This is a genomic window from Nonomuraea spiralis (assembly GCF_014648435.1).
In the GTDB taxonomy this organism is placed as follows: Bacteria; Actinomycetota; Actinomycetes; order Streptosporangiales; family Streptosporangiaceae; genus Nonomuraea; species Nonomuraea spiralis.
The window spans coordinates 530,864-554,948 of record NZ_BMRC01000003.1; the positions used below are offsets into that span (position 1 = coordinate 530,864).

General features: G+C 72.2%; 22 protein-coding genes and 1 tRNA gene. 12 read left to right on the forward strand and 11 right to left on the reverse strand.

From position 1 onward, the window contains the following. The first annotated feature begins 148 nt into the window (after nucleotides 1-148). The 8 genes from IEZ27_RS09830 to IEZ27_RS09865 all read left to right on the forward strand — a co-directional run bounded on the left by IEZ27_RS09830 (nucleotide 149) and on the right by IEZ27_RS09865 (nucleotide 7,352). Nucleotides 149-766, forward strand: a complete 618-nt coding sequence (locus IEZ27_RS09830; RefSeq protein WP_189646896.1) for a DUF998 domain-containing protein — start codon at nucleotides 149-151, stop codon at nucleotides 764-766. A 120-nt stretch (nucleotides 767-886) separates the two neighbouring features. Further along, nucleotides 887-1,354: a universal stress protein gene (locus IEZ27_RS09835; protein WP_125636932.1), complete on the forward strand. Its 468-nt coding sequence runs from the start codon at nucleotides 887-889 to the stop codon at nucleotides 1,352-1,354. A 173-nt stretch (nucleotides 1,355-1,527) separates the two neighbouring features. Further along, entirely contained in the window at nucleotides 1,528-2,766 is a 1,239-nt protein-coding gene (locus tag IEZ27_RS09840) for an APC family permease (RefSeq protein WP_229823799.1), read from the forward strand. A gap of 221 nt (nucleotides 2,767-2,987) precedes the next feature. After that, entirely contained in the window at nucleotides 2,988-3,389 is a 402-nt protein-coding gene (locus IEZ27_RS09845) for a TrmH family RNA methyltransferase (protein ID WP_229823801.1), read from the forward strand. A gap of 133 nt (nucleotides 3,390-3,522) precedes the next feature. Continuing rightward, nucleotides 3,523-4,920 carry a methionine--tRNA ligase gene (locus IEZ27_RS09850; RefSeq protein WP_189646898.1) on the forward strand — a complete coding sequence of 466 codons (1,398 nt, stop codon included), beginning with the start codon at nucleotides 3,523-3,525 and terminating at the stop codon, nucleotides 4,918-4,920. Between the two features lie 112 nt (nucleotides 4,921-5,032). Further along, nucleotides 5,033-6,010: a phosphotriesterase family protein gene (locus tag IEZ27_RS09855; protein WP_125636928.1), complete on the forward strand. Its 978-nt coding sequence runs from the start codon at nucleotides 5,033-5,035 to the stop codon at nucleotides 6,008-6,010. 52 nt (nucleotides 6,011-6,062) lie between these two features. Next, nucleotides 6,063-6,449, forward strand: a complete 387-nt coding sequence (locus IEZ27_RS09860; protein ID WP_125636927.1) for an STAS domain-containing protein — start codon at nucleotides 6,063-6,065, stop codon at nucleotides 6,447-6,449. Between the two features lie 9 nt (nucleotides 6,450-6,458). After that, the gene (locus tag IEZ27_RS09865; protein WP_189646899.1) at nucleotides 6,459-7,352 is read left to right on the forward strand and encodes a sigma-70 family RNA polymerase sigma factor; all 894 of its coding nucleotides are present in this window, start codon (nucleotides 6,459-6,461) and stop codon (nucleotides 7,350-7,352) included. Nucleotides 7,353-7,665: 313 nt separating this feature from the next. Here the strand turns inward: IEZ27_RS09865 and IEZ27_RS09870 are convergent, their stop codons facing one another. The 7 genes from IEZ27_RS09870 to IEZ27_RS09900 all read right to left on the reverse strand — a co-directional run bounded on the left by IEZ27_RS09870 (nucleotide 7,666) and on the right by IEZ27_RS09900 (nucleotide 14,208). Continuing rightward, the gene (locus tag IEZ27_RS09870; RefSeq protein ID WP_189646900.1) at nucleotides 7,666-8,760 is read right to left on the reverse strand and encodes a hypothetical protein; all 1,095 of its coding nucleotides are present in this window, start codon (nucleotides 8,758-8,760) and stop codon (nucleotides 7,666-7,668) included. 256 nt (nucleotides 8,761-9,016) lie between these two features. Further along, on the reverse strand, nucleotides 9,017-11,542 hold the full coding sequence (locus IEZ27_RS09875) for a Tex family protein (RefSeq protein WP_189646901.1): 2,526 nt from the start codon (nucleotides 11,540-11,542) through the stop codon (nucleotides 9,017-9,019). Between the two features lie 27 nt (nucleotides 11,543-11,569). After that, a complete protein-coding gene (locus tag IEZ27_RS09880) occupies nucleotides 11,570-12,733 on the reverse strand; it encodes an amidohydrolase (protein ID WP_189646902.1) in 1,164 nt (387 codons plus the stop codon). Nucleotides 12,734-12,848: 115 nt separating this feature from the next. Next, the gene (locus tag IEZ27_RS09885) at nucleotides 12,849-13,073 is read right to left on the reverse strand and encodes a hypothetical protein (RefSeq protein ID WP_125636922.1); all 225 of its coding nucleotides are present in this window, start codon (nucleotides 13,071-13,073) and stop codon (nucleotides 12,849-12,851) included. A 10-nt stretch (nucleotides 13,074-13,083) separates the two neighbouring features. Next, entirely contained in the window at nucleotides 13,084-13,518 is a 435-nt protein-coding gene (locus IEZ27_RS09890) for an RpiB/LacA/LacB family sugar-phosphate isomerase (protein WP_125636921.1), read from the reverse strand. 25 nt (nucleotides 13,519-13,543) lie between these two features. Next, nucleotides 13,544-13,616, reverse strand: a tRNA-Met gene (locus IEZ27_RS09895). Between the two features lie 130 nt (nucleotides 13,617-13,746). Then, nucleotides 13,747-14,208: a MarR family winged helix-turn-helix transcriptional regulator gene (locus IEZ27_RS09900; protein WP_189646903.1), complete on the reverse strand. Its 462-nt coding sequence runs from the start codon at nucleotides 14,206-14,208 to the stop codon at nucleotides 13,747-13,749. A 73-nt stretch (nucleotides 14,209-14,281) separates the two neighbouring features. Between IEZ27_RS09900 and IEZ27_RS09905 the strand changes: the two genes are divergently transcribed. Beyond that, nucleotides 14,282-15,688, forward strand: coding sequence for an MFS transporter (locus tag IEZ27_RS09905; RefSeq protein ID WP_229823802.1), 1,407 nt, complete (start codon nucleotides 14,282-14,284; stop codon nucleotides 15,686-15,688). Here the strand turns inward: IEZ27_RS09905 and IEZ27_RS09910 are convergent. Next, a complete protein-coding gene (locus tag IEZ27_RS09910; RefSeq protein WP_125636919.1) occupies nucleotides 15,666-16,022 on the reverse strand; it encodes a DUF742 domain-containing protein in 357 nt (118 codons plus the stop codon). The two genes, IEZ27_RS09905 and IEZ27_RS09910, sit on opposite strands and share 23 nt — an antisense overlap. After that, complete coding sequence (locus tag IEZ27_RS09915; protein WP_229823803.1) at nucleotides 16,015-17,907, reverse strand: sensor histidine kinase; 1,893 nt, start codon at nucleotides 17,905-17,907, stop codon at nucleotides 16,015-16,017. Before IEZ27_RS09915 ends, IEZ27_RS09910 begins: the two co-directional genes overlap by 8 nt. Nucleotides 17,908-18,067: 160 nt before the next feature. On the opposite strand from IEZ27_RS09915, the gene IEZ27_RS09920 reads away from it, so the two are divergent. Next, nucleotides 18,068-19,645, forward strand: a complete 1,578-nt coding sequence (locus tag IEZ27_RS09920) for an ABC transporter substrate-binding protein (RefSeq protein ID WP_189646904.1) — start codon at nucleotides 18,068-18,070, stop codon at nucleotides 19,643-19,645. Here the strand turns inward: IEZ27_RS09920 and IEZ27_RS09925 are convergent. Next, nucleotides 19,621-19,803, reverse strand: coding sequence for a hypothetical protein (locus IEZ27_RS09925; protein ID WP_125636917.1), 183 nt, complete (start codon nucleotides 19,801-19,803; stop codon nucleotides 19,621-19,623). The two genes, IEZ27_RS09920 and IEZ27_RS09925, sit on opposite strands and share 25 nt — an antisense overlap. Before the next feature lie 20 nt (nucleotides 19,804-19,823). Between IEZ27_RS09925 and IEZ27_RS09930 the strand changes: the two genes are divergently transcribed. Further along, the gene (locus IEZ27_RS09930; protein WP_221762303.1) at nucleotides 19,824-20,447 is read left to right on the forward strand and encodes a hypothetical protein; all 624 of its coding nucleotides are present in this window, start codon (nucleotides 19,824-19,826) and stop codon (nucleotides 20,445-20,447) included. On the opposite strand, the gene IEZ27_RS09935 is transcribed toward IEZ27_RS09930, so the two are convergent. Further along, nucleotides 20,416-21,519, reverse strand: a complete 1,104-nt coding sequence (locus IEZ27_RS09935; protein WP_229823805.1) for an MFS transporter — start codon at nucleotides 21,517-21,519, stop codon at nucleotides 20,416-20,418. The two genes, IEZ27_RS09930 and IEZ27_RS09935, sit on opposite strands and share 32 nt — an antisense overlap. Nucleotides 21,520-21,593: 74 nt before the next feature. On the opposite strand from IEZ27_RS09935, the gene IEZ27_RS09940 reads away from it, so the two are divergent. Beyond that, a complete protein-coding gene (locus tag IEZ27_RS09940; protein WP_189646905.1) occupies nucleotides 21,594-24,080 on the forward strand; it encodes an ATP-binding protein in 2,487 nt (828 codons plus the stop codon). Nucleotides 24,081-24,085 lie beyond the last annotated feature (5 nt).

Below are 24,085 nucleotides of genomic sequence, written 5' to 3' on the forward strand. Positions count from 1 at the left end.
GAGGGGGCAAACCCTACCCAGGGTCATCTTTTCCCAGGTCGTGAGCACGACCCCGGAGTCCCGCGACCAAGGTATTAGGGGATGAGTCAGGGCTCGCTGGGGCTCATCTCCGATGTTGGCAAAAGCCGTGTTACGCGAGCTTTAAGGCATGAGGGGATTGCTTGTCAGTGGATTCGCGGCCATCGGCACCGGGACCGGCGCCATGCTCACCTTGCACGCCGAATCGGGCCTCGACCCGTTGCACAGCGTCATCAGCGAGTACGCCTTCCAGGCGTCCGGATGGCTGCTGCCGACGTCGCTGACGCTGTTCGCCGTGGGCTCCGGGATGATCGCCGAGGCGCTGCGCCGTTCCGGGGCGAACCGCTGGGTTGTCGCGCTGCTGCTGGCGTGGGGGGCGAGCATGTTCCTGATCGGGGCGTTCCCGACCGACCGTCCGGGTGTGCCGCTCTCGCTGTCGGGAGGCATCCACCGGTACGCCGCCTTCGCCGCCTTCCTGGTGATGCCCGCCGCGGGCTTCCTGCTGGCCAAGACCAGGATCCGGTACGCCAGGTCGATGCGCGTGCTGAGCGGGATCGCCCTCGGCGCCCTGCTGCTGGTCGTGGTCCCGTACGTGGTGCGCATGTTCGGCATCCCCCTGAGCAACGACGACATCCCGGCGGGCCTGACGCAGCGGGTCGTGGTCGTGACCGAGCTGGGGGTGCTGGCGCTGGCGGGCCTGTCGATGCTCAGGCCGGCGGCGCGGCGGGTGTCGGCCGTACTGGCCTGACGGGCGCCGGCCGGTGGGTCGTCGGGCAGGGGCGGGATGATCTTCCCGCCCCTTTCGCGTGAGAACGGTCCGCTCCTGGTAAGAGGACAGGCACCTGACCTCGGCCAAGGAGTTGTGAAGATGAGCATTTTGATCGCCTACGACGGTTCGGACGACGCCAAGGCCGCCATCGCCTTCGCCGGACGGGCCGTGCAGGACAGGTCGGCCGTCGTGCTGACCGTCTGGGAGCGGTTGGCGATGACCTCGGCCCGGGCCTCGGCCGGGCTGATGATGACCCTCGACAACACCGCCGCCGAGGACGAGGCGATCGGCCAGGCGATGACCGAGCTGGCCGGGCACGGCGCCGAGCTGGCCCGCGAGGCCGGACTCGACGCCACACCCCGGTGCGACCTGGACTCGGTGGCGGTGTGGTCGACCATCGTGGACGTGGCCGACGAGATCGACGCCACGCTCATCGTGACGGGGACGCGGGGGCTGGGCGGGGTGCGGTCGTTGTTGCTGGGCAGCACGTCGGACCGGGTCCTGCATCATGCCCGCCGTCCGGTGCTGGTGGTCCCGGGGCCGGAGGCGATCTCGCGGGCCTCCTGACGGCCGCCGCGTCGTCCGGCAGAGCGGGGGCCGCGGGGCGGGAACGGCGGGCTTGCCTGACGGGTCTCCCGACCCCACGATGGGATCCGTCATCGGCGACGCCGCTGACCGGGGGTGTCCGTCACGGGGCCCGCGTGGTGGGCGTTGGGCGGGGGCGTTTCCGGTGGGTGGGTGTGGCTGAGGGGCTGGCGCGGCGGCTCGGGACCGGTGACGCGGTCGTGGTCGGGCTGAGCGCGATGATCGGCGCCGGCGTGTTCGCCGCCTTCGCCCCGGCCGCCGCCGCGGCGGGAGCCTGGCTGCTCGCCGCGCTCGCGCTGGCCGCCGTCGTGGCCTACTGCAACGCCACGTCCTCGGCCCGCCTGGCCGCCCTCTACCCCGAGTCCGGCGGCACGTACGTCTACGGCAGGCGGCGGCTCGGCCCGCTGTGGGGCTACCTGGCGGGCTGGGGCTTCACGATCGGCAAGACGGCCTCGTGCGCCGCGATGGCCCTCACCTTCGGCGCGTACGTCGCCCCCGGCGCGGCCAGGCCCCTGGCCGTCGCGGCGGTCGTCGCGCTCACCCTGCTCAACCTCTACGGCGTCCAGCGTTCGGCCACGGTCGCCCGGGTGATCGTCGTGCTCGTGCTCGCCGTGCTGGCGGCGGTGATCGCCGCCGGGCTGACCGGCGAGAGCACGCCGCCCGTGGCGCCGGGTGTGCTCGCCGGGCCCGGGCTGTGGGGAGTGCTCCAGGGCGCCGGGCTGCTGTTCTTCGCCTTCGCCGGGTACGCCAGGATCGCCACGCTGGGCGAGGAAGTACGTGATCCGTCCCGGTCCATCCCGCGGGCGATCGGCATCGCGCTGAGCGTCACGCTCGTCGTCTACACGCTGATCGCCGTGGCCGCCCTGCGGACGCTGGGGCCGTCCGGGCTGGCCGGGTCCAGGGCGCCGCTCGCGGACGTCGCGCGCCGGGCCGGGGTCGAGTGGCTGGTCCCGGTCGTGGGGGTGGGGGCGGCGGTGGCCTCGCTCGGGGCGCTGCTCGCGCTGCTGCTCGGCGTCTCGCGTACGGTGCTGGCGATGGCCCGGGAGCGTGACCTGCCGGGGGCGCTGGCGGCGGTCGACCCGGTGCGCCGGGTCCCGCGGCGGGCCGAGGCGGCGGTCGGGGCCGCGGTGGTCGTGCTGCTGCTGGTGGCCGACCTGCGTGGCGCGATCGGGTTCTCGTCGTTCGGGGTGCTGGTCTACTACGCGATCGCCAACGCCTGCGCGCTGACGCTCTCGCGGGCCGAAGGCGCCCCGGTCAAGGCCGTTCCGGTGCTCGGGCTGGTCCTGTGCCTGGTGCTGGCGTTCACGTTGCCGCCGGCCTCCGTGCTCGCGGGCGCGGCCGTGTTCGCCGCCGGTCTGATCGCCTGGGCGGTACGCCGTCGCCGCCGTGCGTGATCGTGCCGCCGGGGCCCGGTGGCGTAGACTGGCGGTGATTCCCTTCGGAGATGGCCCGGGCGTGCCGACGAAAGCGCCCTCCTCGTGAACGTCCGCGTAAGGAACCTCCGCCCGGCCGCATGAGCGGGATCCGGGTGCGTACCCCCAGAGAGCTCCGGGCCCAGCGGCGGCGCAGACGGCCCCGATGCCTTGGCCACCTCACCGTCGCCCCCCTGTGGCCCATGTACGGCGTCAACCTCGGCACCCTGCTGCGCACCTGCGACGCCGCCGGAGCGTGCATGGCCGTGCCGCGCCTGCCCTGGGTGCCCGACGCGCTGGCCAAGGGGAACACCCTGCGGACCGGGGCGTGCGTGCACTGGGTGAACCCGCTGCCCTGGCTGGCCTCGCGGCGCGACCGCGTGCTGGGCGTCGAACTGGCCGAGAACGCCATCAGGCTGGCCGACCTGCCGATGGCCCGCGAGCCGACCGTCGTCGTGCTCGGCCATGAGGCCACCGGCATCCCCGCCGAGGCGCTCGACCTGCTCGACGCCGTGGTCGAGATCCCGATGATCGGCACCGGGGCCAGCCTCAACGTGGCCGTGGCCGGATCGCTGGTGCTTTACAAGCTCGCCGGACTGGCCTGAGAACGCTACGATCCCAGGTATGACGACGAGCCCGGTGATGATGACCCCGTAGGGGGTTTCACCGGCGACGTCCACTTGAGGCCCTGCGACCCGGGGCCTCTCGTCGTGTTCGGGCCCCTTCTGGAGGCGACCGATGTACATCACGACGACCATCCCCTACGTCAACGCCCGCCCGCACCTCGGGCACGCGCTGGAGCTCGTCCAGGCCGACGTGCTGGCCCGGCACCACCGGCGGCGCGGCGACCCCGTACGGTTCCAGACCGGGACCGACGACAACTCGCTCAAGAACGTGCTGGCGGCCGAGGCGGAAGGGGTGCCCGTACGGGAGCTGGTGGACCGGAACGCGGCCGCCTTCGAGGGGCTGCGCGAGCCGCTGGACCTGTCCTTCGACGCCTTCATCAGGACGAGCAGCCACCCCGGCCACCGGGCCGGGGTCGAACGCATCTGGAAGGCCGTCGAACGCGACCTCTACCAGCGGCACTACGAAGGGCTCTACTGCGTCGGCTGCGAGCAGTTCTACCCCGAAGGCCCCTGTACGGAAGGGCACGAGGCGCCGCTGCAGGTCGTGTCGGAGCGTAACTGGTTCTTCCGGCTCTCCCGTTACCAGGACGCCCTGCTCGACCTGATCCGCGGCGGCGGCCTGCGCATCGAGCCCGCGGCCCGGCGCAACGAGGTGCTGGCGTTCGTCGAGGCGGGCCTTGAGGACATCAGCGTCTCCCGGTCCGCGGCCCGCGCCCGCGGCTGGGGCATCCCGGTGCCGGGGGATCCCACCCAGGTCGTGTACGTGTGGTGGGACGCGCTGGCCAACTACATCACGGCCTTGGAGGGGACCGACTACGAGCGCTGGTGGGTGGCCGAGCCGCACAAGGTCCACCTGCTCGGCAAGGGGGTGATCCGCTTCCACGCGGTCTACTGGCCGGCGATGTTGCTGGCCGCGGGTGAGCCGCTGCCTTCGGAGATCTTCGTGCACGACTACCTCACCGCGGACGGCCGCAAGATCAGCAAGTCGTCCGGTACGGCCGCTGATCCGGTGGCGCTGGTGGACGCGTACGGCGTGGACGCCGTGCGGTGGTGGTTGCTGCGCGAGGTGCCGCGCGTGGGCGACGCCGACTTCACCGAGGAACGCCTGATCGCCAGGGCCGACGCGGACCTGGCCAACGGCGTGGGCAACCTGGTCAACCGGGTGGTCACCATGGTCCACCGGTTCCTGGACGGGCACGTCCCGGACGCCCGCGCGCAGTTCGGGCCGGGGGACGTGCACGGGGCGCTGCGGGACTTCGACTTCCGCCGGGCCGCCGGGGCGGTGTGGCGGCTGGTGGAGGAGGCGAACAAGTACGTCGAGACCGTCCGGCCGTGGCAGCAGGGCGCGCGGGAGCGGGAGGCGTCGCTGGGCGTGCTGGTGGCGGCGTGCCGGACGCTGGCCGTGGAACTGGAGCCGTTCCTGCCGACGGCGGCGGGGCGCGTGGCGGCGGCGGTGGCGGGGGAGCGGCTGCCGCGACCCGAGCCGCTGTTCCCGCGCCTGACCCGCTGACTCTGGTGTGAGGTGCGGACACGCCGGGGTGATCTCGTCACGGATGGTTGACGGTGCGGCAGGGGCGGCCTAGGTTGGGCGCACTTCCCGACCAGTCGGTATGGAGGCTCCCATGCCCACCGTCAACACCGTCCGCGGCCCGGTCGACGTCGGCGAACTCGGCCAGACGCTGATGCACGAGCACGTGTTCGTCGTGGCCACCGAGCACCTGGACAACTACGGCAAAGGCGCCTGGTGGGACGAGGAGTTCCGGGTCGCCGACGCGATCGCCAAGCTCGGCGCGGTGGCGGCCAAGGGCGTACGCACGATCGTCGACCCGACGGTGTGGGGGCTGGGCCGCTACATCCCGCGCGTCCAGCGCGTCGCCGCCGGCGTGCCCGACCTCAACATCATCGTCGCCACGGGCATCTACGCCTTCGAGGAACTGCCCCACCAGTACGAGCACCGCGGCCCCGGCCTGTTCATCGACGTGCCGGACCCGATGATCGACGACTTCGTCAGGGACCTCACCGAGGGCATCGCCGACACCGGGGTGAAGGCCGCGTTCCTCAAGTGCGTGGTGGAGCACAAGGGCCTGACGCCGGGCGTCGAGCGCATCTGCCGGGCCGTCGCGCGGGCACACGTACGGACCGGGGCGCCGATCACCGTACACACGAACTCCTTCACCCAGAGCGGGCTGCTCGCGCTCGACCTGTTCGCCAAGGAAGGGGTGAACCTGGAGAAGGTGGTCATCGGGCACGCCGGCGACAGCAACGATCTCGACTACCTGATGCGCCTGGCCGACACCGGCGCGACGCTGGGGATGGACCGCTTCGGGCTCGACGTCTACAACCCGACCGAGCAGCGCGTGGCCACGATCGCGGCCCTGTGCGGGCGCGGATACGCCGACCGGATGGTCCTCAGCCACGACGCGGCCTGCTTCATGGACTACTTCGGCGGCGCATGGGACGAGGCCAGGGGCACGCTCGCGCCGAACTGGCGCTACGATCACATTCACGATGACGTTTTGGCCGCACTGCTCGCCTCTGGTGTGACCGACGACCAGATCGAGCAGATGCTGGTGTTCAACCCGAGTCGCTACTTCTCGTAAAGTGGTCGGGAAGTGACGGCAAACGGGAAGCGACGCGGGTAGGTGGAGCTGGGTGACTTCGGAGCAGGCCTTGTCGATCAGCCTCGGACTCCAGGGACCCTGCGTCATCGCACGGCTGACGGGGGATTTCGACTTCGGGTCCGCGGCCGAGGTTCGCGACCGTGTCACGAAGGCGCTCGACCTCACCCAGCCGCCGCTCCTCGTCATCGACATGCAGGCCGTCAGCGTCTGTGACTCCTCCGGCCTGTCCGTGCTGGTCTACCTGCACAAGGCCGTCACCGCCTCCGGCGGCAAACTGCTGCTGTCCGGGCTCAACGGCCGGTGCAAGCATCTGTTCGCGATCACCGCGCTGGACAAGTTCTTCGACATCCGCAGCACGGCCGAGCTGGCCATCGCGGAACTCAACGAAGCTGGGAGTTCACCGCCGTTCAGCGGGTAGTGCCGGAACATGTCGGCTGCAGAGCCCGACCTGCTCGGTCTGTACCTGAAGCAGATCGGAAAAACTCCCCTGCTCTCCGCCGCGGACGAAGTCGACCTCGCCCGGCGGATCGAGGCAGGACTGTACGCGGGACACCTGATCGAGCGCGGCGCGGACACCCCGGAGCTCCAGCTCGTCGTACGTGACGGGCGGCGTGCCAAGGACGAGCTGATCAGGTCCAACCTCCGCCTGGTCGTCGCCGCCGCCAGGCGCTACGCCTTCCGCGGACTGCCGCTGCTCGACGTCATCCAGGAGGGGAACCTCGGGCTGATCAGGGCCGTGGAGAAGTTCGACCACGCGCGCGGGTACAAGTTCTCGACGTACGGGATGTGGTGGATCCGCCAGGCCATCGAGCGCGGCATCCACGACAAGAGCCGTACCGTACGGCTGCCCATCCACGTGGCCGAGGAGTTGTCGCGGCTGCTCAGGATCGGGCGGCGGCTCGCCGCCGACCTGGGCCGCGAGCCGACGGACGGCGAGCTCGCCACGTCGGCCGAGCTGTCCCGCGCCCAGGTCGCCGCGTTACGCCGGGCCGGCCAGGAGGTGATCAGCCTGGACATCCCGGTCGGCGAGCTCGGAGAGGGCCGCATCGGCGACATGATCGCCGACGAGGACGGTCTGGAGGTGCAGGAACTCACCGAGCGCCGCGCCATGAGCGCCGACGTCCAGCACGTGGTCACGGCGCTGCCGCCGCGCGAGGCGTTCGTCATCAGGCTCCGGTACGGGCTCACCGGGCAGCAGGCGCAGAGCTACACCGAGATCGCGGCCCGGCTCGGGCTCACCAGGGAACGCATCAGGCAACTGGAACGGCAGGCCCTGAAACGCCTCCGCCAGGACAGCCCCCTGCTGGCGTGGGCGTCCTGATACCCCTGCCGTCACTCAGAGGCCGTGTGCGCTCAGTGAACGGGGACCGAGCTCGTGCCCGGCCCCCTTCTCGGGTCTTGGCGGCTCAGGAGGTGACGAGGAGCGCAACCCCGATCAGCACCGCAACCGGGACGAGCCACATGACGGCCTCGACAGCGAACTCCTTGTACATCGCGCAAGTCTCCCTCGAAACGCCCAAGTGGGGCACTGCTAAACGTCACTGCGCAGCATAGCCGCCCCCACCCCCAACCCGATCCACCCACGCACACCGGCCTTCCCACGACGCCGCCGGTGCCGTGAGCCAGGTTCGAGGTCAGGGGCGTTGCTGGGCGAGGCGTTTGACGAGTCCCGCCAGCGACTCGTCGGCCATCAGGGTGGGCAGGCGTGGGGCATCCTCGTCGATCTGGCGCAGTACGGCAGGCTGGTCGCCGTTGAAACGGCTCCACGCCCGGACCACCTCCGGCATCGCGGCCACCGCCGCGTCCGACAGGATCGCCTCCCTCGGCAGCCACGACGTCAGGAACTGGCTGACCCGCGCCGGACTCCACCACAACGGACGTTCCCCCACGAACTCCGCAAGCCTCTCGAACGCCTCCCGCGCCCCCGGCACATCAGGCAGATCATGGAAATCGGCCAGCGTGCCGTCGGGCGCCTGCCGTACGAGCCCGGTCACGGCGAGGGCCCGGGCGATGGCCAGCGGCCGGACGGCGGGCAGCGTGTCGGCCACCTGCGCCCCCATGATCCGGTCACCCAGCTCGAACGCGTCCAGCACCCGCCCCGCCACCACCCCGGGCTCGGCCGGACCCAACCCCAGGTCGTCGAGGAACTTGACCTCCTCGACCACGGCGTCCACGGCGAGGCCGCCGTTGGGCTGGTCGATGCCGACGACGAGGATGTGAGGTTCCTTGCCGTTCTCGTACCGGAAGGACAGGACGGCCAAGGTCTGCTCGCCGTACGGGTCGGCCTTGCCGTACCAGGCTTCTTCGCAGGTCACCTGGCCCATACGGTCGACCCATCCGGGCAGGCCGAGGTCCGTACCGGTCACCCCGGGCACCTCCACCCCCAGAATCCGCCCACCGGCCGCCGTACCGCCCGCCTCGAACGACTCACGCCCCTCGGACGGCTCCTGATCCTCGGACGGCCTCTGATCCTCGGACGGTTCGCGATCCTCGTCCAGGAGAGAGCCCGTTGCCGCCCGGCCGGTGATGTCGACCGCGGCCAGGGCGGCGAGGGTGAGACGCGACTCGGCGCTGCCGTCCGCGGCCAGTTCGCGCAGGAAAGGCTCCACCTCGCCGGGCTCCAGACCGGCGGCGAGCCGGGCCGCCCAGAGCTCGGTCCGCAGCGGCGAACGCCACCTGAGCAGGTCGCGGGCTTGGGCGACCGCCGTGGAAAACGCAGTTGTGCTCACCCTCCGACCGTATCGCCCTGCCAACCGGCAACGCCCCCACCCAAGGGCCGGTGCGCTGGGCCGGTTCGTTCAACGAGCGGGCTGGTACGGCTCAGCCGGCCGGCCGGCTGAGCCTGTCTGAGCGGCGGGCCTGTCCGGGTTGGCCTGTCTGAGCGGCGGCCCGGTCCGGCCTGGCCTGTTTGAGCGGCGGCCCGGCTCCGGGTTGGCCTGTCTGAGCGGTGGGCCGGGCTGGCCCACCGCTCAGTCGTTGGCGAGGTCAGCGGTTGTCGCCGCCGAGGCCGGCCTTGCGGAGGGCTTCGGCCATCGCGCCCATGGGAGCCGGACGGTCCTGGCGACGCTGGCCGCCGCGCTGTCCGTCACCGCGGCCCTGGCCGCGACCGCCGTCACGGCCACCGTCGCGGCCGTCTCCACGACCGCCGTCGCCGCGACCGCCCTGACCACCCTGACCACGACCGCCACCGTTCCGGCCGCCGTCGCCCCGGCCGCCGTCACGACCGTCACCGCGGCCGCCGCCTTCGCGGCCGCCTTCGCCGCGGGGAGCGCCCCCGCGGTTGCCGTTGCCGCCGCGGCCCTCGTTGCCCGCACCCTCGGCGCGGTTGCCGGACTTGCGGGGCGGGCGGCCCTCCTGGGACGGCTGGGTGACGTCGTCCTCCAGGCGCAGGGTCAGGGAGATGCGCTTACGGGGGATGTCCACGTCGAGAACCTTGACGCGGACGATGTCACCCGGCTTGACCACGTCGCGCGGGTCCTTGACGAAGTTGTGGGACATGGCCGACACGTGCGCCAGGCCGTCCTGGTGGACGCCGATGTCGATGAACGCCCCGAAGGCGGCCACGTTGGTGACCACGCCTTCCAGGATCATCCCGGCCACCAGGTCGGAGATCTTCTCCACACCCTCCTTGAACGCGGCCGTCTTGAACGCCGGACGCGGGTCGCGGCCGGGCTTCTCCAGCTCACGCAGGATGTCGGTGACGGTCGGCAGGCCGAAGATGTCGTCGGTGAAGTCCTGCGGGCGGAGCGTGTGCAGGGCGGAGGTGTTCCCGATCAGCGTCTTCAGGTCGGTCTGGACCGAGCCGAGGATGCGCCGGACCACCGGGTAGGCCTCCGGGTGCACGCTGGAGGCGTCGAGCGGGTCGTCGCCGCCCGGGATGCGCAGGAAGCCGGCACACTGCTCGAACGCCTTGGGCCCGAGCCGCGAGACGTCCTTGAGCGCCATACGGCTCCGGAACGGCCCATTGGCGTCACGGTGGCGGACGATGCTCTCGGCCAGCGTCGAGCCGATGCCCGACACGCGCGTGAGCAGGGGCGCCGAAGCCGTGTTGACGTCGACCCCGACCGCGTTGACACAGTCTTCGACGACCGCGTCGAGCGAGCGCGAGAGCTTGGACTCGGCCAGGTCGTGCTGGTATTGGCCGACGCCGATCGACTTGGGGTCGATCTTGACCAGCTCGGCCAGCGGGTCCTGCAACCGGCGGGCGATGGAGACCGCGCCGCGCAGCGACACGTCGAGCTCGGGCAGCTCCTGGGAGGCGTAGGCCGAGGCCGAGTAGACCGACGCGCCCGCCTCCGACACCACGATCTTGGTGATCGACGGCATGAGCTTGACCAGGTCGCCGGCCAGCTTGTCGGTCTCGCGCGAGGCGGTGCCGTTGCCGATGGCGATCAGCTCGACGTCGTGCTTCTGGGCCAGCGCGCCGAGCACCGCCAGTGACTGGTCCCACTGGCGCTTGGGCTCGTGGGGGTAGATGGTGGCGGTCTCGACGACCTTGCCCGTGGCGTCGACCACGGCCACCTTCACGCCGGTGCGCAGGCCGGGGTCGAGGCCCATGGTCGAGCGGGTGCCGGCCGGGGCGGCGAGCAGCAGGTCGCGCAGGTTGGCGGCGAACACGCGCACCGCTTCGTCCTCGGCCGCCTGCCACAGGCGCATCCGCAGGTCGATGCCGAGATGGACGAGGATGCGCGTGCGCCAGGCCCACCGCACGGTCTCCGACAGCCAGCTGTCGGCCGGACGCCCCTTGTCGGAGATGGCGAACCGGGCGCCGATGCGCAGCTCGTAGTCGGCGGTCTCGTCGGGCTCCAGCGCGACGCTGAGGACCTCCTCCTTCTCGCCCCTGAACATCGCCAGGATGCGGTGGGAGGGCAGCTTCGTGAACGGCTCGGTGAACTCGAAGTAGTCGGAGAACTTCGCCCCCGCCTCCTGCTTGCCCTCGCGCACCTTCGACACCAGGCGGCCCCGGCTCCACAGCCGCTCGCGCAGGTCGCCGATGAGGTCGGCGTCCTCGGCGAAGCGTTCGATCAGGATCGCCCTGGCGCCTTCGAGGGCCGCGCCGGTGTCGGCCACGCCTTCGGTGACGAACTCCGCGGCGACCGTGGCCGGGTGGAGGGTCGGGTCGCCGAGCAGCTTGTCGGCCAGCGGCTCAAGGCCCAGCTCACGGGCGATCTGCGCCTTGGTACGCCGCTTGGGCTTGTAGGGCAGGTAGATGTCTTCGAGCCTGGCCTTGGTCTCGGCCGCCATGATCTGCGCGCGCAGCTCGTCGTCGAGCTTGCCCTGAGACTCGATCGACTCCAGGATCGCCGACCTGCGGTCGTCGAGCTCGCGCAGGTAGCGCAGCCGCTCTTCAAGCGTGCGGAGCTGCGCGTCGTCGAGGGCGCCGGTGACCTCCTTGCGGTAGCGCGCGATGAACGGCACGGTGGCGCCGCCGTCGAGCAGCTCGACCGCCGCCTGCACCTGCCCGTCGCGCACGTCGAGCTCTGCCGCGATCCGCTGGTGAATAGAGAGCACTTGCCTGCCTTTCGATGGTCCCGCCGGTCAATTGTGCAGGACGACGCCGTCCTTCATGACCAGAGTGCGCCGAGGGTGAACGACCACTGCCTCTCCTGGGCCGCTCGCGGGCACCACGACGAGGTCGGCGCGGTCGCCCGGAGCGAGGCCGTAGTCGGGCAGCCCGAGGGCCAGCGCGCCGCCCACGGTCGCGGCCTCCAGCGCGAGCTCGATGTCCTCGTCGGCGCGGAACGCGCTGCGGTAGGCGAGGTGCATCGCGCGCTCCAGCATGTCGCCCGAGCCGTAGGGGCCCCACAGGTCGCGGATGCCGTCGTGGCCGCAGGCGACGGTGACGCCGGCCGCGCGCAGCTTCTTGACCGGCGGCACCGGGTAGCTGTAGACGGCGGCGGTCGCGATGGCCACGCCCGCGTCGGCGAACCCCTGGATCAGGCGGTCCTGGGCGGCCTCGCCGAGCTCGCCCAGCGCGTAGGCGTGGCTGACCGTCACCCGGCCGCCGAGGCCCAGCGCCCTGGTGCGCTCGGTGATCAGCTCCAGCTCCCAGCCGCCCAGCGAGCCACCGTCGTGGAGGTGGATGTCGAGGCGCGCGCCGAACCGGTCGGCCAGGCCGAAGATCAGGTCGAGGTGGCGCACGGGATCGCGGTCGACGCCGGCCGGGTCGAGGCCCCCGATCGCCTCGACGCCGCTCCTGAGCGCCTCGGCCAGCAGGTCGGCGGTGCCGGGGTTGGTGAGCACGCCGTGTTGCGGGAAGGCGACCTGCCGCACGTCGACGGGGGAGCGGGCGGCGGCCTCGCGCACGGCCTCCACGCCCCGCAGGCCCACGACGGGGTCAATGTCGGTGTGGGTGCGCACGTGGGTGGTGCCGGCCTCGCTCATACGGGCCAGCAGCGCGGCGGCGCGCTCGACGCTCGGCACCCCCAGCTCGGCGCGGCGGCCCAGGTCGTTGGCGATGCGGCCGGCGAGCGAGTCGTCGGCGGAGTGGGGGACCCACGGGCCGCCGTAGAGGGTCTTGTCGAGATGGCAGTGGGCGTCGACGAGTCCGGGCAGGACGAGCTGCCCGGAGACGTCGAGGACGACGGCGCCGGGCGCGTCGAGCGCCGCGCCGACCCGGTGGACGCGGCCGTCGCGGACGAGCAGGTCGGCGGCGAACGCGAGCCCCCAGGGCCGCCCGCCGCGGATCAGCACGTCGGTCATGGCAAGCACCCTAGACGGCGCCACCGACGATTTCCGTGCCCGCGAGTGTGACGGTCCCGAACCCGTGCCGCCCGTCCCCGGAACGGCGCCCGCGGCCCGGAGCGGGTCGGCCGGGTCAGTCGGGGCGGTTGGCGAAGAGTTCGAGGTGGTGGCAGTGGCGGCAGCGGTAGGCGTCGATCTCCCACTTGGGACGCCCCATCAGCCGCGCCCCGCCGAAGATCCCGCGCTGCAGGGCCCCTTCGACCCATCGGGCATACCCGCGGGCGTGCTCCCCCTGGTCCGCGATGAACCCGGGTTCGAGCGCCTCCTCGCCGCAATGCGTGCACCGTAAGTTGTCCATGCCGCAGAGCCTAGATCTCCGCGAGGTGGGCGACGTTGGCGACGTCGGCGGGATCGGTGCTGGGCCGCCCGCCGAACCAGGCGTCGAGGATCTCGCCGAGCACGACGTCCGAGGTCAGGCGGAGGCTGAGGGCCAGGACGTTGGCGTCGTTCCATGTGCGGGCCCCGTCGGCGGTGTAGGCGTCGACGCAGAGCGCGGCCCGTACGCCCGGCACCTTGTTGGCCGCGATCGAGGCGCCGGTGCCCGTCCAGCAGCAGACCACCGCCTGGTCGGCCAGGCCGTCGGCGACGTCTCTGGCGGCCCGCTCGCAGGCCCACGCCCAGTCGTCGCGCTCGCCGTCGTCGAGGGCGCCGTGGGTCAGGACGTCGTGACCGCGCCCGCGCAGCTCGGACACGACCCGTACGGCCACCCCGTCCTTGCTGTCCGCCGCTACCGAAATCCGCATGAGCCCATCTCTACCAGCAATCCGGTGGCGGGTGCGGGGATCGAACCCGCCTGGAGCGGCTTATGAAACCGCCGGGCACACCAGCGCCCCCACCCGCCTGGAACGTCGTCCAGGCCCGGGGGCCGCGGCCTCAGAGGCGGGGACCCCCGGACGGGTGCGGCATGCGCATTCGCCGGTTGACCATGGAACGAGCATGCCGCCCGCGCCGCCGGTCAGGCAACGCCTTTTTCAGATGTACCGGGCGCGCATGTGCTCGCAGAGGTCGTCCGACAGCTTCGTCATCAGCCTGGCCAGCTCGGCCCGCTCCGATTCCGGCCAGTCGGACAGCGTCTCCTCGAACCACTCGGTGGTGACCTGGCGGCACCTGCCCGCCACCTCGGTCCCCTCCTCGGTGAGCGCGATGCGCCAGGCCCGCCGGTCGTCGGCGTCGCGTACGCGCTCGACCAGCCCGCGCTGCTCCAGGGCCGCGACGTGCCTGGTCACGTGTGGGCTCTCGACCTGCAGCCCCTCGGCGATCACGCCGATCCTGCGCGGCTCGCCGACGTCCAGCAGGTGGACGAGGATCTGCACGTCGGGCCGGTCCAGCCGGACGCCGGCCGCCTGGGTGAGCCGTTCGTGGGTCTTGGCGCGGTTGAGAGTGATGATCAACTTCCGGAACGCCGACACCGTCTTGTTGAGATCTTCGCCCATCTGTTTGCTTACCTAACTTACGTATGTATCATCGTTGCTCGGTTACTTACCTAAGTTATCTAAAGGAGCCGACATGGCGACAGCCGTCGCGTCCGCGGCGCGTGAGACGTCGATGCGCAACCCCTGGCCCACCGTGGTCTCACTGGCGTTCGCGGCCTCCATCGCCGCCCTCCAGAACACCGCCGTGGTCCCGTTGCTTCCCGTGCTGCAGCGCGAGCTGCACGCCTCTCTCTCGGCCGTGAGCTGGACACTCACCATCAGCCTGCTGGTCGCCGCGGTCGCCACGCCGCTGCTGTCACGCTTCGGCGACATGTACGGCAGGCGCCCGATGATCCTCGGCGCGCTGGCCCTGCTGGTGGCGGGCTCGGTCATGGCGGCGCTGGCCACGTCGCTGACCTGGTTGATCGTCGCCCGGATCCTCCAGGGAGCGGTGGCCGCGCTGGTCCCGCTGTCGATCGGCGTGGTCCGGGACATGCTGCCCAGACAGCAGCTCGCCACCGGCATCGGCGTGCTGAGCGCGACGATGGGCTTCGGCAGCGGCGGCGGCATGATCCTGGCCGGGCTGGCCGCCGGCGACTACCACCTGGTGTTCTGGATCACCGGCGGGATCTCCCTGGTGGCGGTCGTGATCGTGGCCTTCCTGGTCCGCGACGTCGCGCCCGCGGGCAAGGGCCGTCCCGACTTCGCCGGGGCCGTACTGCTGACCGCCTGGCTCGTGGCGCTGCTGCTGGCGATCAGCGAGGGCGGGTCGTGGGGCTGGACGTCGCCCGGCGTGCTCGGCCTGTTCGCCGCGGCCGTCGTGCTGGCCGCGGTCTGGGTGCTGGTCGAACGCAAGGTGGCCGAGCCGCTGGTGGCGATGTCGATGTTGCTGCACAGGGGCACGGTCGGCGCGACCGTCTCCTCGATGCTGCTCGGCTTCTCGTTCTTCACGATGCTGACCGGCATGTCGCAGTTCGCCCAGGTCCCGGTGGCGACCGGCTACGGCTTCGGCGCCTCGACACTCCAGGTCGGGCTCTTCCTGCTGCCGAGCACCCTGTTCATGCTGGTCATCTCGCTGTTCGCGGGGCGGATCATGCGCCGGTTCGCGGCCTCGTACATGGTGGCCACGGGCGCGGCGGTGACCGGGCTGTCGGGGGCGTGGCTGGCCGTCGAGCACGGCACCCCGGCCACCCTGTACGTGGCCTCCTCCCTCATGGGCGTCGGCCTCGGCGTCGGCTACGCCGCGCTGGGCACGATGGCCGTCGAGCACGTCGAGCCGTCCAAGACCGCGCTGGCCGCGGGCGTCAACGCGCTGGTGCGGATCGTCGGCGGCAGCGTGGCGGGCGCGGCCATCGCCGCGATCCTGGCCGCGCGGCCCGGCGTCCTGGGGTTCCAGTGGGTGTTCGGCACCGCCGCGGTGGCCGGGCTGTTCGCGGCGGTGTTCGCGGCGGTCTACGGACGGCTGAACAGCAGGGTCGTCACAGCGCCTTCAGCCCACTGATCACTTCCAGCAGCACCTTGGCGTCCGGCGCCGGCGGCGGCAGCTCGACCTGTACGAGTTGCCGCGCGTGCAGGTCGCCGACGAGCACCCTGACCACGCCGATGGGCAGGTTCAGCTCGGCGGCCACGTCCACCAGCCGGGTGGGCCTGGTGCACTTCTGCATGATGATCAGATGCTCGGGCCCGAGCCCGACCGGCGGCGTCAGCCCACCGGCGGTGACGATGACCGCGATGAGGTCGATGGCCTCACTCGCGGGCACCGTACGGCCCCTGGTCAGCAGATAGGCGGGGACGATCGGACCGGCGTCCTCGTCCAGCCATCGCTCGTCACTCACTTGGCACCACCCGCATCACAGGACGGGCGGGCTCCTTCACGTCGGCCTCCGGTTCCGGATCGGCCACGTGCTCAGCCGGGATCAACACGATCGCGGTGGTCCCTCCATATGGTGAACCGCGTAGCGTCACGCGGATGTCATGCCTGGCGGCCAGGCGGGAGACGACGAAAAGCCCCAGCTTGTCGCTGTCGGCCAGGTCGAACTCGGGTGGGCTGGCCAGCCGCTCGTTGAGTTCGGCCAGCTCCTGGGGGCTCATCCCGAGCCCGCGGTCCTCGACCTCGAAGGCGAAGCCGCGGGCCGTCTCCTCGCCGCGCACGATGACCTGCGTGTGCGGGGGCGAGTAGACGGTCGCGTTCTCGATGAGCTCGGCGACCAGGTGGATCATGTCGCCGACCACGGGCCCGGCCAGGCGCTGGCCGGACATCGGATCGACGGTGACCCGGCGGTAGTCCTCCACCTCGGCCGTCGCGCCGCGGGCCACGTCGAGCAGCGGCACCGGCTTGCTCCAGCCGCGGCCCGGGGTGGCGCCGGACAGGATGATCAGGCCCTCGGCGTGGCGGCGCATGCGGGTGGTCAGGTGGTCGAGGCGGAACAGGTCGTCCAGGGCCTCGGGGTCGGTCGCGCGGTGCTGCATGTCCTCCAGCTGGATGCGCTGGCGGTGCAGCAGCGCCTGCGAACGCCTGGCGAGGTTGCGGAAGACGTGCCCGACGCCCTCACTGAGCTGCGCCTGGCCGATCGCGGCCTCGACGGCGGTCTGCTGGACGGTGGAGAACGCCTGGCCGACGTCGCCGATCTCGACCGTGCTGGTCGCCACCGACAACTCCGGCATCTCGACCGTCTCGCCCTTGCGCAGCTTGGCCACGACGTGCGGCAGCCGTTCCTGGGCCACCTCCAGCGCGGCGAGCCGGAGCGCGCCCAGCTCCTTCGACAGCCGGTTGCCCATCCGCAGCGAGAACACGATCGACACGATGACCAGCAGGAAACACGTACCGGCCAGGATGAACGCCCGCGACAGCACCTGGTCAGCCACGGGGTCGGCGCGCGAGTTGAGCAGCGTGCCGGCCCGCATGAGCGACTCCCCGAACGTCTGGGACATCGCCTCGGTCGTGGACAGCCAGCCGCGCGGCGGCGCGGCGCCGGCGATGATCCGGTCCTCCATCAGCCGCATGCGCTGGTAGGCGGGGGAGGTGACGAGCGAGACCTGCGTGTCGCGCATGCTCGGGTCCAGCTCGCCGAGCCCCTGGTCGATCAGGAAGCGCCGGTTGCCCACGATCTGGGCGAACTGCCGGCGCTCGGCCGCCGTGACGGGCCCGAGCGCGATGGACTGCTCTCTGGTCAGCAGCTCCTTGGCGTAGCCCAGCTCGATGATCACGCGGGACTGCTCGTAGATCGGGAGGTCGTCGATCAGCGCGACGCGCCGGTGCAGGCCGTAGAGGGCGTCGATCACGGTGTTGTACGCCTCACCGGCGAGCAGACGGTCGGACAGGCCGTCGTCGATCTCACCCCGGATCGCGTCGAGCCTGTCGAGCTGCGTGTACACCGCGTCCACCTGCGTACGGATCTCTTCCGATCGGTCCTTGGAGTTGCTGGAGAGCTTTCTGAACGCGTCCCTGGCGGCGTCGGTGCGGATGCGCTGGTCTGCCACGTCCTTCTGGGAGGAGGCCCGGCGCAGCAGCTTGGCCGAGGTGAGACGCTCGTCCTGGAGCTCGCTGATCAACGTGTACGCCGGATGGCGGAGGTTCGTCCAGAGTGTCTTGTACTGACGCAGCTCCAGGCTCTCGCCGGCGGTGACGGCGGTGATGACCCCCCACAACACGACCATGGAGGTCAGGGGCACGAGTAGTAGTCCGATGATCTTCATGCGGATCGTCCGGCTACGACCCATGGCACCTCACTCCGGTCGGTCCCCTGCTGGCAACCCCGGACGGGACAAGCCCAGAGGATAGCAATTCGATCACCCAATTGCCCAATTTTTCGGGACTTTTGGACATCTGTCAGTGATCTTGCAGTAGGTTTCCCCCAAATCGGTTACAGAGGGAGATGCGTTGCGCCGTCGTCTCGTAGCGGCCGCCGCGCTGGTGCTCCTGTCGGCCTGTTCGGCATCCCCGCAGGACCCGGGCGCCCCCGAGCCCTCCCGTTCCCCGGCGGCCGAGTCGGCCTTCGTGTACGCGCAGAACCTCGACGTCATCTCCGACTGGGACCCCGCGAGCTCCTACTCCAACGAGATCATCGCCTTCCAGAACGTCTACGAGACCCTCACCCACTGGAACCCGTTCACCAAGAAGTCGACCCCCCGCCTGGCCACGTCCTGGCGCTCGACCCCCGATGGCCGCACCTGGACGTTCACCCTGCGCGAGGGCGCGACGTTCCACACCGGCAGACCGGTGGACGCGGCGGCGGTCAAGGCGTCGATCGAGCGCACGATGAAGACCCGCGCGGGCGCGTCCTACATCTGGGACGCCGTCTCCTCCATCAGGGCCGAGGACCCGAGCACGGTCACGTTCGCGCTGAAGTACGCCGTGCCGCTCGACCTGATCGCCTCCTCCGGGTACGCGGCCTACGTCTACGACACCCAGGCGGCGCCGGACCTGCGCTCCTGGCTCGGGAAGGGCAGGGACGCGGGGTCTGGGCCGTACACGGTGGCGGCCTGGAGTCCGGGGCAGGAGGAGGAGCTGACGCTCAAGGCGTACCCCCGATACTGGGGCGGCTGGGACAAGCCGCACTACAGCATCGTCAAGTACCGCGTCGTGCCCGACCCCGACCGGTCGTGGCGGATGCTGGCGCGCGGCGAGGTGAGCTTCGTGGACCGGCTCGACCCCCGCCTGTTCGCCAGGGCCGCGGTCACGCCAGGGGTGCGTACCAGCGAGCGGGACTCGTACCAGACCGCGTTGATGTTGTTCAACACCGCGAGCGGCCCGATGAAGGACGTACGGGTGCGCCGCGCGGTGCAGAAGGCCGTCGACTACCGCGGCCTGCTCAGGGCGCTCAGGGGAGCGGGCACGCCGGCCAGCGGCGTCGTCCCCGAAGGGCTGCTCGGCCACGTCCCGGGCCGCCCGCCCCGGCAGGACCTGGCCGGCGCGGCGCGGCTGCTGACCCGCGCCGGGTACGGACCCGGCGGCCGGCCGCTGCGGCTGCGGCTGACCTACGCCCAGGGCGACAGCGACCAGCGGCTGCTGGCCACCAGCCTGGAGGCGGTGCTGAGGCCGCTGAACGTCACGCTCGACGCCCGCGCCATGTCCTGGAACGCCCAATGGCAGCAGGGCAGGAAACGCGGCCAGGACATCTTCGTCATGTACTGGTGGCCCGACTACGCCGACGGCTACTCATGGTTCGGCAACGTCTTCCGCAGCGGCAACCCGCCCGTGTTCAACCTGTCCTACCTGCGCGACAGGACGCTGGACGAACTGCTCGAAGGGCTGCCCGAGCTGAGCGTGACCGACAAGGAGGCGGCGCAGGCGGCGTACGAGCAGGCCACCGGACGGGTGCTCGACGTACGGGCCGCCGCGGCGCTGCCCTGGGTGGTGAAGTACCAGAGGGCCTACCTCGGCGGTGTCCAGGGCTACGACGACAACCCGGCCTACCCCGACGTGGTCTTCGCCTACGACCTGCGGCCCTCCGGCTGATCCGGATCGGCGGCGGACGCCTCGACGCGCTCCCGCAACCGGGTCCTGATCTCCTCCGGCGTGTACGCGCGGCGGCGGCGTTCGGCCCGCGCGATCACCACCCCGGTCGCCGCGACTCCCGCGATTCCCGCCAGACCGAGCATCTTCCACCAGCGCATGTGCCTAGGCTAGCGATGTGCTGACTCTCGACGAGGCCGTGAAGGTGACCCGCACCGGCGATCTGTGGATCTTCCGCGGCCGGTCCGTGCCCGACCGGGCCATCCAGACGATGACCAACAGCCCGGTCAACCACGTGGGCATGGCGATCGTGATCGAGGACCTGCCGCCCATGATGTGGCACGCCGAGCTGGGCAAGTCGCTGCTCGACCTGTGGGCGGGCGCCCATCATCGCGGGGTCCAGCTCCACGACCTGCGCGACGCGGTCACCGTCTGGGCCGACCGCTACGGCCAGCGTCCCTGGCTGCGTCAGCTCGAACCCCAGGCCACGCCCGAGATGGAGGACGCCGCGCTGCGCACGGTCGCCCGCCTCGACGGCACCCCGTTCCCGTCCACGGCCCGGCTGGCCGCCCGCTGGGCCAGGGGCCGCATCCCGCGACGGGCCAGGGACGACCGCACGCTGGAGAGCGCGTACTGCGCGGAGGTCGTGGCCGTCACCTACGAGGAGATGGGCCTGCTGCCCGGCGGGCGCCGTCCCAACTGGTACGACCCGGGCAGGTTCTGGAGCGGCGACGACCTGGAGCTGCTGACCGGCCACCGGCTCGGCCGGGAGATCACCGTGGGAGTGGCGCGTACGCGGGCCTGACCCTAGCCAGCGGGATCGTCACCGCGACGAGCCCGGCCACCAGCGCGAACCCCAGCCGGTAGCCGGTGTGCCCGAGCACCAGCCCCAAGCCCGTCGCGCCCACGCCCATGCCCGCGTCGTAGGCCAGGTTCCACAGGGCGCTGACCCGGGCCGCGCCGCCGCGCTCCAGCATCAGGGCCAGCGTCGCGTTCTGCAGCACGCCGAACCCCGCCCCGAACAGCGCCATCCCGGCCACTACCGGCACGGGCGCGTCCGTCCACGCCTGAAGCGCGGTGCCGGCGGCGGTGGCGAGCAGCCCCGGCACGAGCAGCCTGGCCGAGCCGTGGCGGTCGCCGAACCGGCCCGCCCACCAGCGGGCCACGGGCGTGGCCAGCGACTGGGCGAGCAGGGCCGCCGAGGCCAGGCCGGGCGAGCCCGCCAGCGGCAGGAACGTCACCAGGACGCCAAAGGAGACCGTGACCGAGCCGAAGATCAGCATCGGCGCGACCGGCACGCGCTCCCGCCCTCCCGCGGCGGTGGCACCGGGCCGGGCGGCGGGCAGGCCGGTCACGGCGACGAGCCCGGCCAGGGGCAGCAGCCCGGCGACCACGAAGACGGGCGCGAACCCCAGCACGTCGGCCGCCCACAACCCCAGCGGCAACCCGAGGACCGAGGGCACGCCGACGGCCAGGCCGTACAGGCCCAGCCCTTCGCCGCGGCGCTCGGCGGGCACCAGCTCGGCGGTCAGCGCGGTGCCGGTCACCACGAGCACGCCGAGGCCGGCCCCGCGCAGCAGGGACACGGCCAGCACCACGGACAGTTCCGCCGACAGCGGCAGCAGCAGGGCGGGCAGGCCGAGCAGGATCAGGCCGAGCGCCATCGCGGCGCGGTAGCCGTGCCTCGACAACAACCAGGGGACGGCCAGTTCGGCGAGGACCGTGGACGACATCATCGCGCCGGTGGCAAGGCCCGCGCCGGACGCTCCGGCGCCGCCCGTGGCCGTGTACAGAGGGACGGCGGAGAACAGCAGGAAGAAGCCCAGCATCCCGGTCACCGAGGCGGCCATCATCAGGGCCAGCGATCGCGTCATCATGCCCATGACGGTGACAAATCCTGCCCTGGGTGGGATCGGGCATGATGCGTAGCCGCCTCTTCATAATGTGAGGTGTGTTCGTCGGACGTGAGGCCGAGCTGGGCCGGCTGGCCGCGGTGCGGGACCGTGCCCCGGGCGCGGCGCTGGTCGTGGGGGAGGCGGGGATCGGCAAGTCCGCGCTGGTCGCGGAGTTCGTCCGCGGGCTGGACGCGCTGGTCGCCGAGGGTGGGGCCGATCCCGGCGGGCCGGCGTACGCGCCGTTCGTGCCCGTGCTGCGCCGCCTGGTCAGGGAGTACGGCGCCGGGCTCGTACCGGGCGGCGGGCGCAGGGGGCTGGCGTGCCTGCTGCCCGAGCTGGGGGAGCTGGACGACACGCCCGACCTGGGCCGGGCCCGGCTGTTCGAGGAGGTGCTGCTGCTGGTCGAGCGGGCCGCCGAGCGCCGTCCCCTGGTGCTCGTACTTGAGGACCTGCACTGGGCCGACCAGGCCGGCCGCGACCTGCTGGTGTTCCTGCTGCGCAACCTCATGCGTCCCGGCGTGACGGTGGTCGCGACCTCGCGCGAGCCGCTGCGGCTGCCCGGCGCGGAGGTGATCAGGGTGCCGCCGCTCGGCCGCGACGAGGTGGCCCGCCTGCTCGGCCGCGACGACGTGGACGCGATCATGGCGCGCAGCGAGGGCAACCCGCTGTTCGCCGAGGCGCTGGCCGACGCGGGCGCCACGACCCCCGCCTCGCTGCGCGAACTGCTGCTCGCCGGCGCCGAGAAACTGCCGGGAGCCGGGCTCGACGTGTTGCGGATCGCCGCCGTCGCCGGGCGCAGGACGCCCCACGAGGTGCTGCGCCAGGTCGCCGGGCTCGACGACCTGGCGCTCGACGAGGCGCTGCGGCCGGTCGTACGGGCCCGGCTGCTGCTCGTGGACGGCGACGCCTACGTCTTCCGGCACGCGCTCATCCGCGAGGCGGTCTACGACGACCTGCTCCCCGGCGAACGCCGCCGCCTGCACGCCCGCTGCGCCCCCGCCCAGCCCGACCTGGCCGCCGACCACTGGCACGCCGCCGGGGACGGGCCGCGCGCCTTCGAGGCCGCCTGGCGGGCCCGCAGATGGGACCTCGTACTGGAGCTGTGGGCGTACGCGGACGGCCAGGACCACGCCGAGGTGCTCGAACACGCCGCCAGGGACGCCCTGTGCGAAGGCGCCGCCCACCGCGCCGAGGACCTGGCCACCAGGGCCCTGGCCGAGATCTCCGACCCGCTGCGCGCGGCCCACCTGCTGGAGCTGCGCGTCGCGATCCGCGACCTGCTCGGCGAGGAGGGACTGGACGACCTGCGCGAGGCCGTCCGCCTGGCCCCGCGCGAGTCCAGGCTGCTCGGCGCCCTGGCCCGCACACTGGCCTGGAACGGCCAGGACGACGAGGCCCGCGCCCTGGCCGAGCAGGCGTACGGGCTGGGCGACGCCAGGTCCCTGGCCACCCTTGCCGAGCTCACCGCGCTCGACGGCGACCTCGCCACCGCCTCGGCGCTGTACGCCCGCGCCAGGACCGCCGCGCCCGACGACGACGCCCTGCTCGTGTCGTACGCCAGCGAGGCCGACGTGTTGCAGGCCGCCGGCGAGCACGTCAAGGCCGAGGCCGTCGCCCGCCGCGGCATCGCCGAGGCCGCCCGCCTGGGCCTGGCCCGCGCGCGCGGCGCCCACCTGGCGGCGAACCTGGCCGAGCCGCTGGCCTCGCTGGGCCGCTGGCGGGAGGCGCGCGAGGCCGCCGCGCTCGCGCTCGCGCTCGACCCGCCGCCGATCTACCGCGCCTGGATCCTGCTCGTGCTCGGCTGGGTCGCCGTGCAGGAGGGCTCGCTCGCCGAGGCCGCCCGCCTGCTGGCGCAGGCCCGGCCGCTGATGCGCGGCCGGTCGCGCGGCTACGACTCCTGCCTGGAGCCCGACCTGCTGGAATGCCGCCTGGCCGAGGCCGGGGGTGACCTGGGACGGGCCGGCCGGCTGATCGACCACGTGTTGTCGGAGCACGATCTCACGCGCAGCCGCCGCTACGCCTGGCCGCTGCTGGCCCTCGCCGCCCGCATCGGACGCGTACGCGCCGCGCCCGCCGGTCTGGCCACCGTCGGGCGGGTGCAGGAGGCGTACCGGGCCACGTTCGAGGCCGAGTGCGGCGGCTCGTGGGCGGAGGCGGTGGCCGCCTGGCGGGCGGTGGGGCAGCCGTACGAGCTGGGGCAGGCGCTGGTCAGGGCGGCCGAGCAGGACCCCGCGCGGGCCCGCGAGCCGCTGCGCGAGGCCCTGGCCGTCGCCGCCGCGCTCGGCGCGGAGCCCCTGCGGCGGCGGGCCGAGGCGGCGGCCGCCACCGCGCGGGTCGCCCTGTCCGCGGCGCCGGGGTTGTCGGTCCGCGAGCTGGAGGTGCTCGGCCTGGTCGCCGAGGGGCTGAGCAACAGGCAGATCGCCGAGCGGCTGTTCATCTCGGCCAGGACCTCCGGCGTGCACGTGTCGAACATCATGGCCAAGCTCGGCGCCGCCTCCCGCGTCGAGGCCGCCGCCGTGGCCCGCAGAACCGGGCTGATATGAACGTC

Bases quoted from the DNA above. Each gene is read 5' to 3' on its own strand.
- IEZ27_RS09830 (WP_189646896.1), top strand. From the start codon at position 149: ATGAGGGGATTGCTTGTCAGTGGATTCGCGGCCATCGGCACCGGGACC.
- IEZ27_RS09835 (WP_125636932.1), top strand. From the start codon at position 887: ATGAGCATTTTGATCGCCTACGACGGTTCGGACGACGCCAAGGCCGCC.
- IEZ27_RS09845 (WP_229823801.1), top strand. From the start codon at position 2,988: ATGTACGGCGTCAACCTCGGCACCCTGCTGCGCACCTGCGACGCCGCC.
- IEZ27_RS09850 (WP_189646898.1), top strand. From the start codon at position 3,523: ATGTACATCACGACGACCATCCCCTACGTCAACGCCCGCCCGCACCTC.
- IEZ27_RS09855 (WP_125636928.1), top strand. From the start codon at position 5,033: ATGCCCACCGTCAACACCGTCCGCGGCCCGGTCGACGTCGGCGAACTC.
- IEZ27_RS09865 (WP_189646899.1), top strand. From the start codon at position 6,459: ATGTCGGCTGCAGAGCCCGACCTGCTCGGTCTGTACCTGAAGCAGATC.
- IEZ27_RS09880 (WP_189646902.1), bottom strand. From the start codon at position 12,733: ATGACCGACGTGCTGATCCGCGGCGGGCGGCCCTGGGGGCTCGCGTTC.
- IEZ27_RS09885 (WP_125636922.1), bottom strand. From the start codon at position 13,073: ATGGACAACTTACGGTGCACGCATTGCGGCGAGGAGGCGCTCGAACCC.
- IEZ27_RS09890 (WP_125636921.1), bottom strand. From the start codon at position 13,518: ATGCGGATTTCGGTAGCGGCGGACAGCAAGGACGGGGTGGCCGTACGG.
- IEZ27_RS09900 (WP_189646903.1), bottom strand. From the start codon at position 14,208: ATGGGCGAAGATCTCAACAAGACGGTGTCGGCGTTCCGGAAGTTGATC.
- IEZ27_RS09905 (WP_229823802.1), top strand. From the start codon at position 14,282: ATGGCGACAGCCGTCGCGTCCGCGGCGCGTGAGACGTCGATGCGCAAC.
- IEZ27_RS09915 (WP_229823803.1), bottom strand. From the start codon at position 17,907: ATGGGTCGTAGCCGGACGATCCGCATGAAGATCATCGGACTACTACTC.
- IEZ27_RS09925 (WP_125636917.1), bottom strand. From the start codon at position 19,803: ATGCGCTGGTGGAAGATGCTCGGTCTGGCGGGAATCGCGGGAGTCGCG.
- IEZ27_RS09935 (WP_229823805.1), bottom strand. From the start codon at position 21,519: ATGATGACGCGATCGCTGGCCCTGATGATGGCCGCCTCGGTGACCGGG.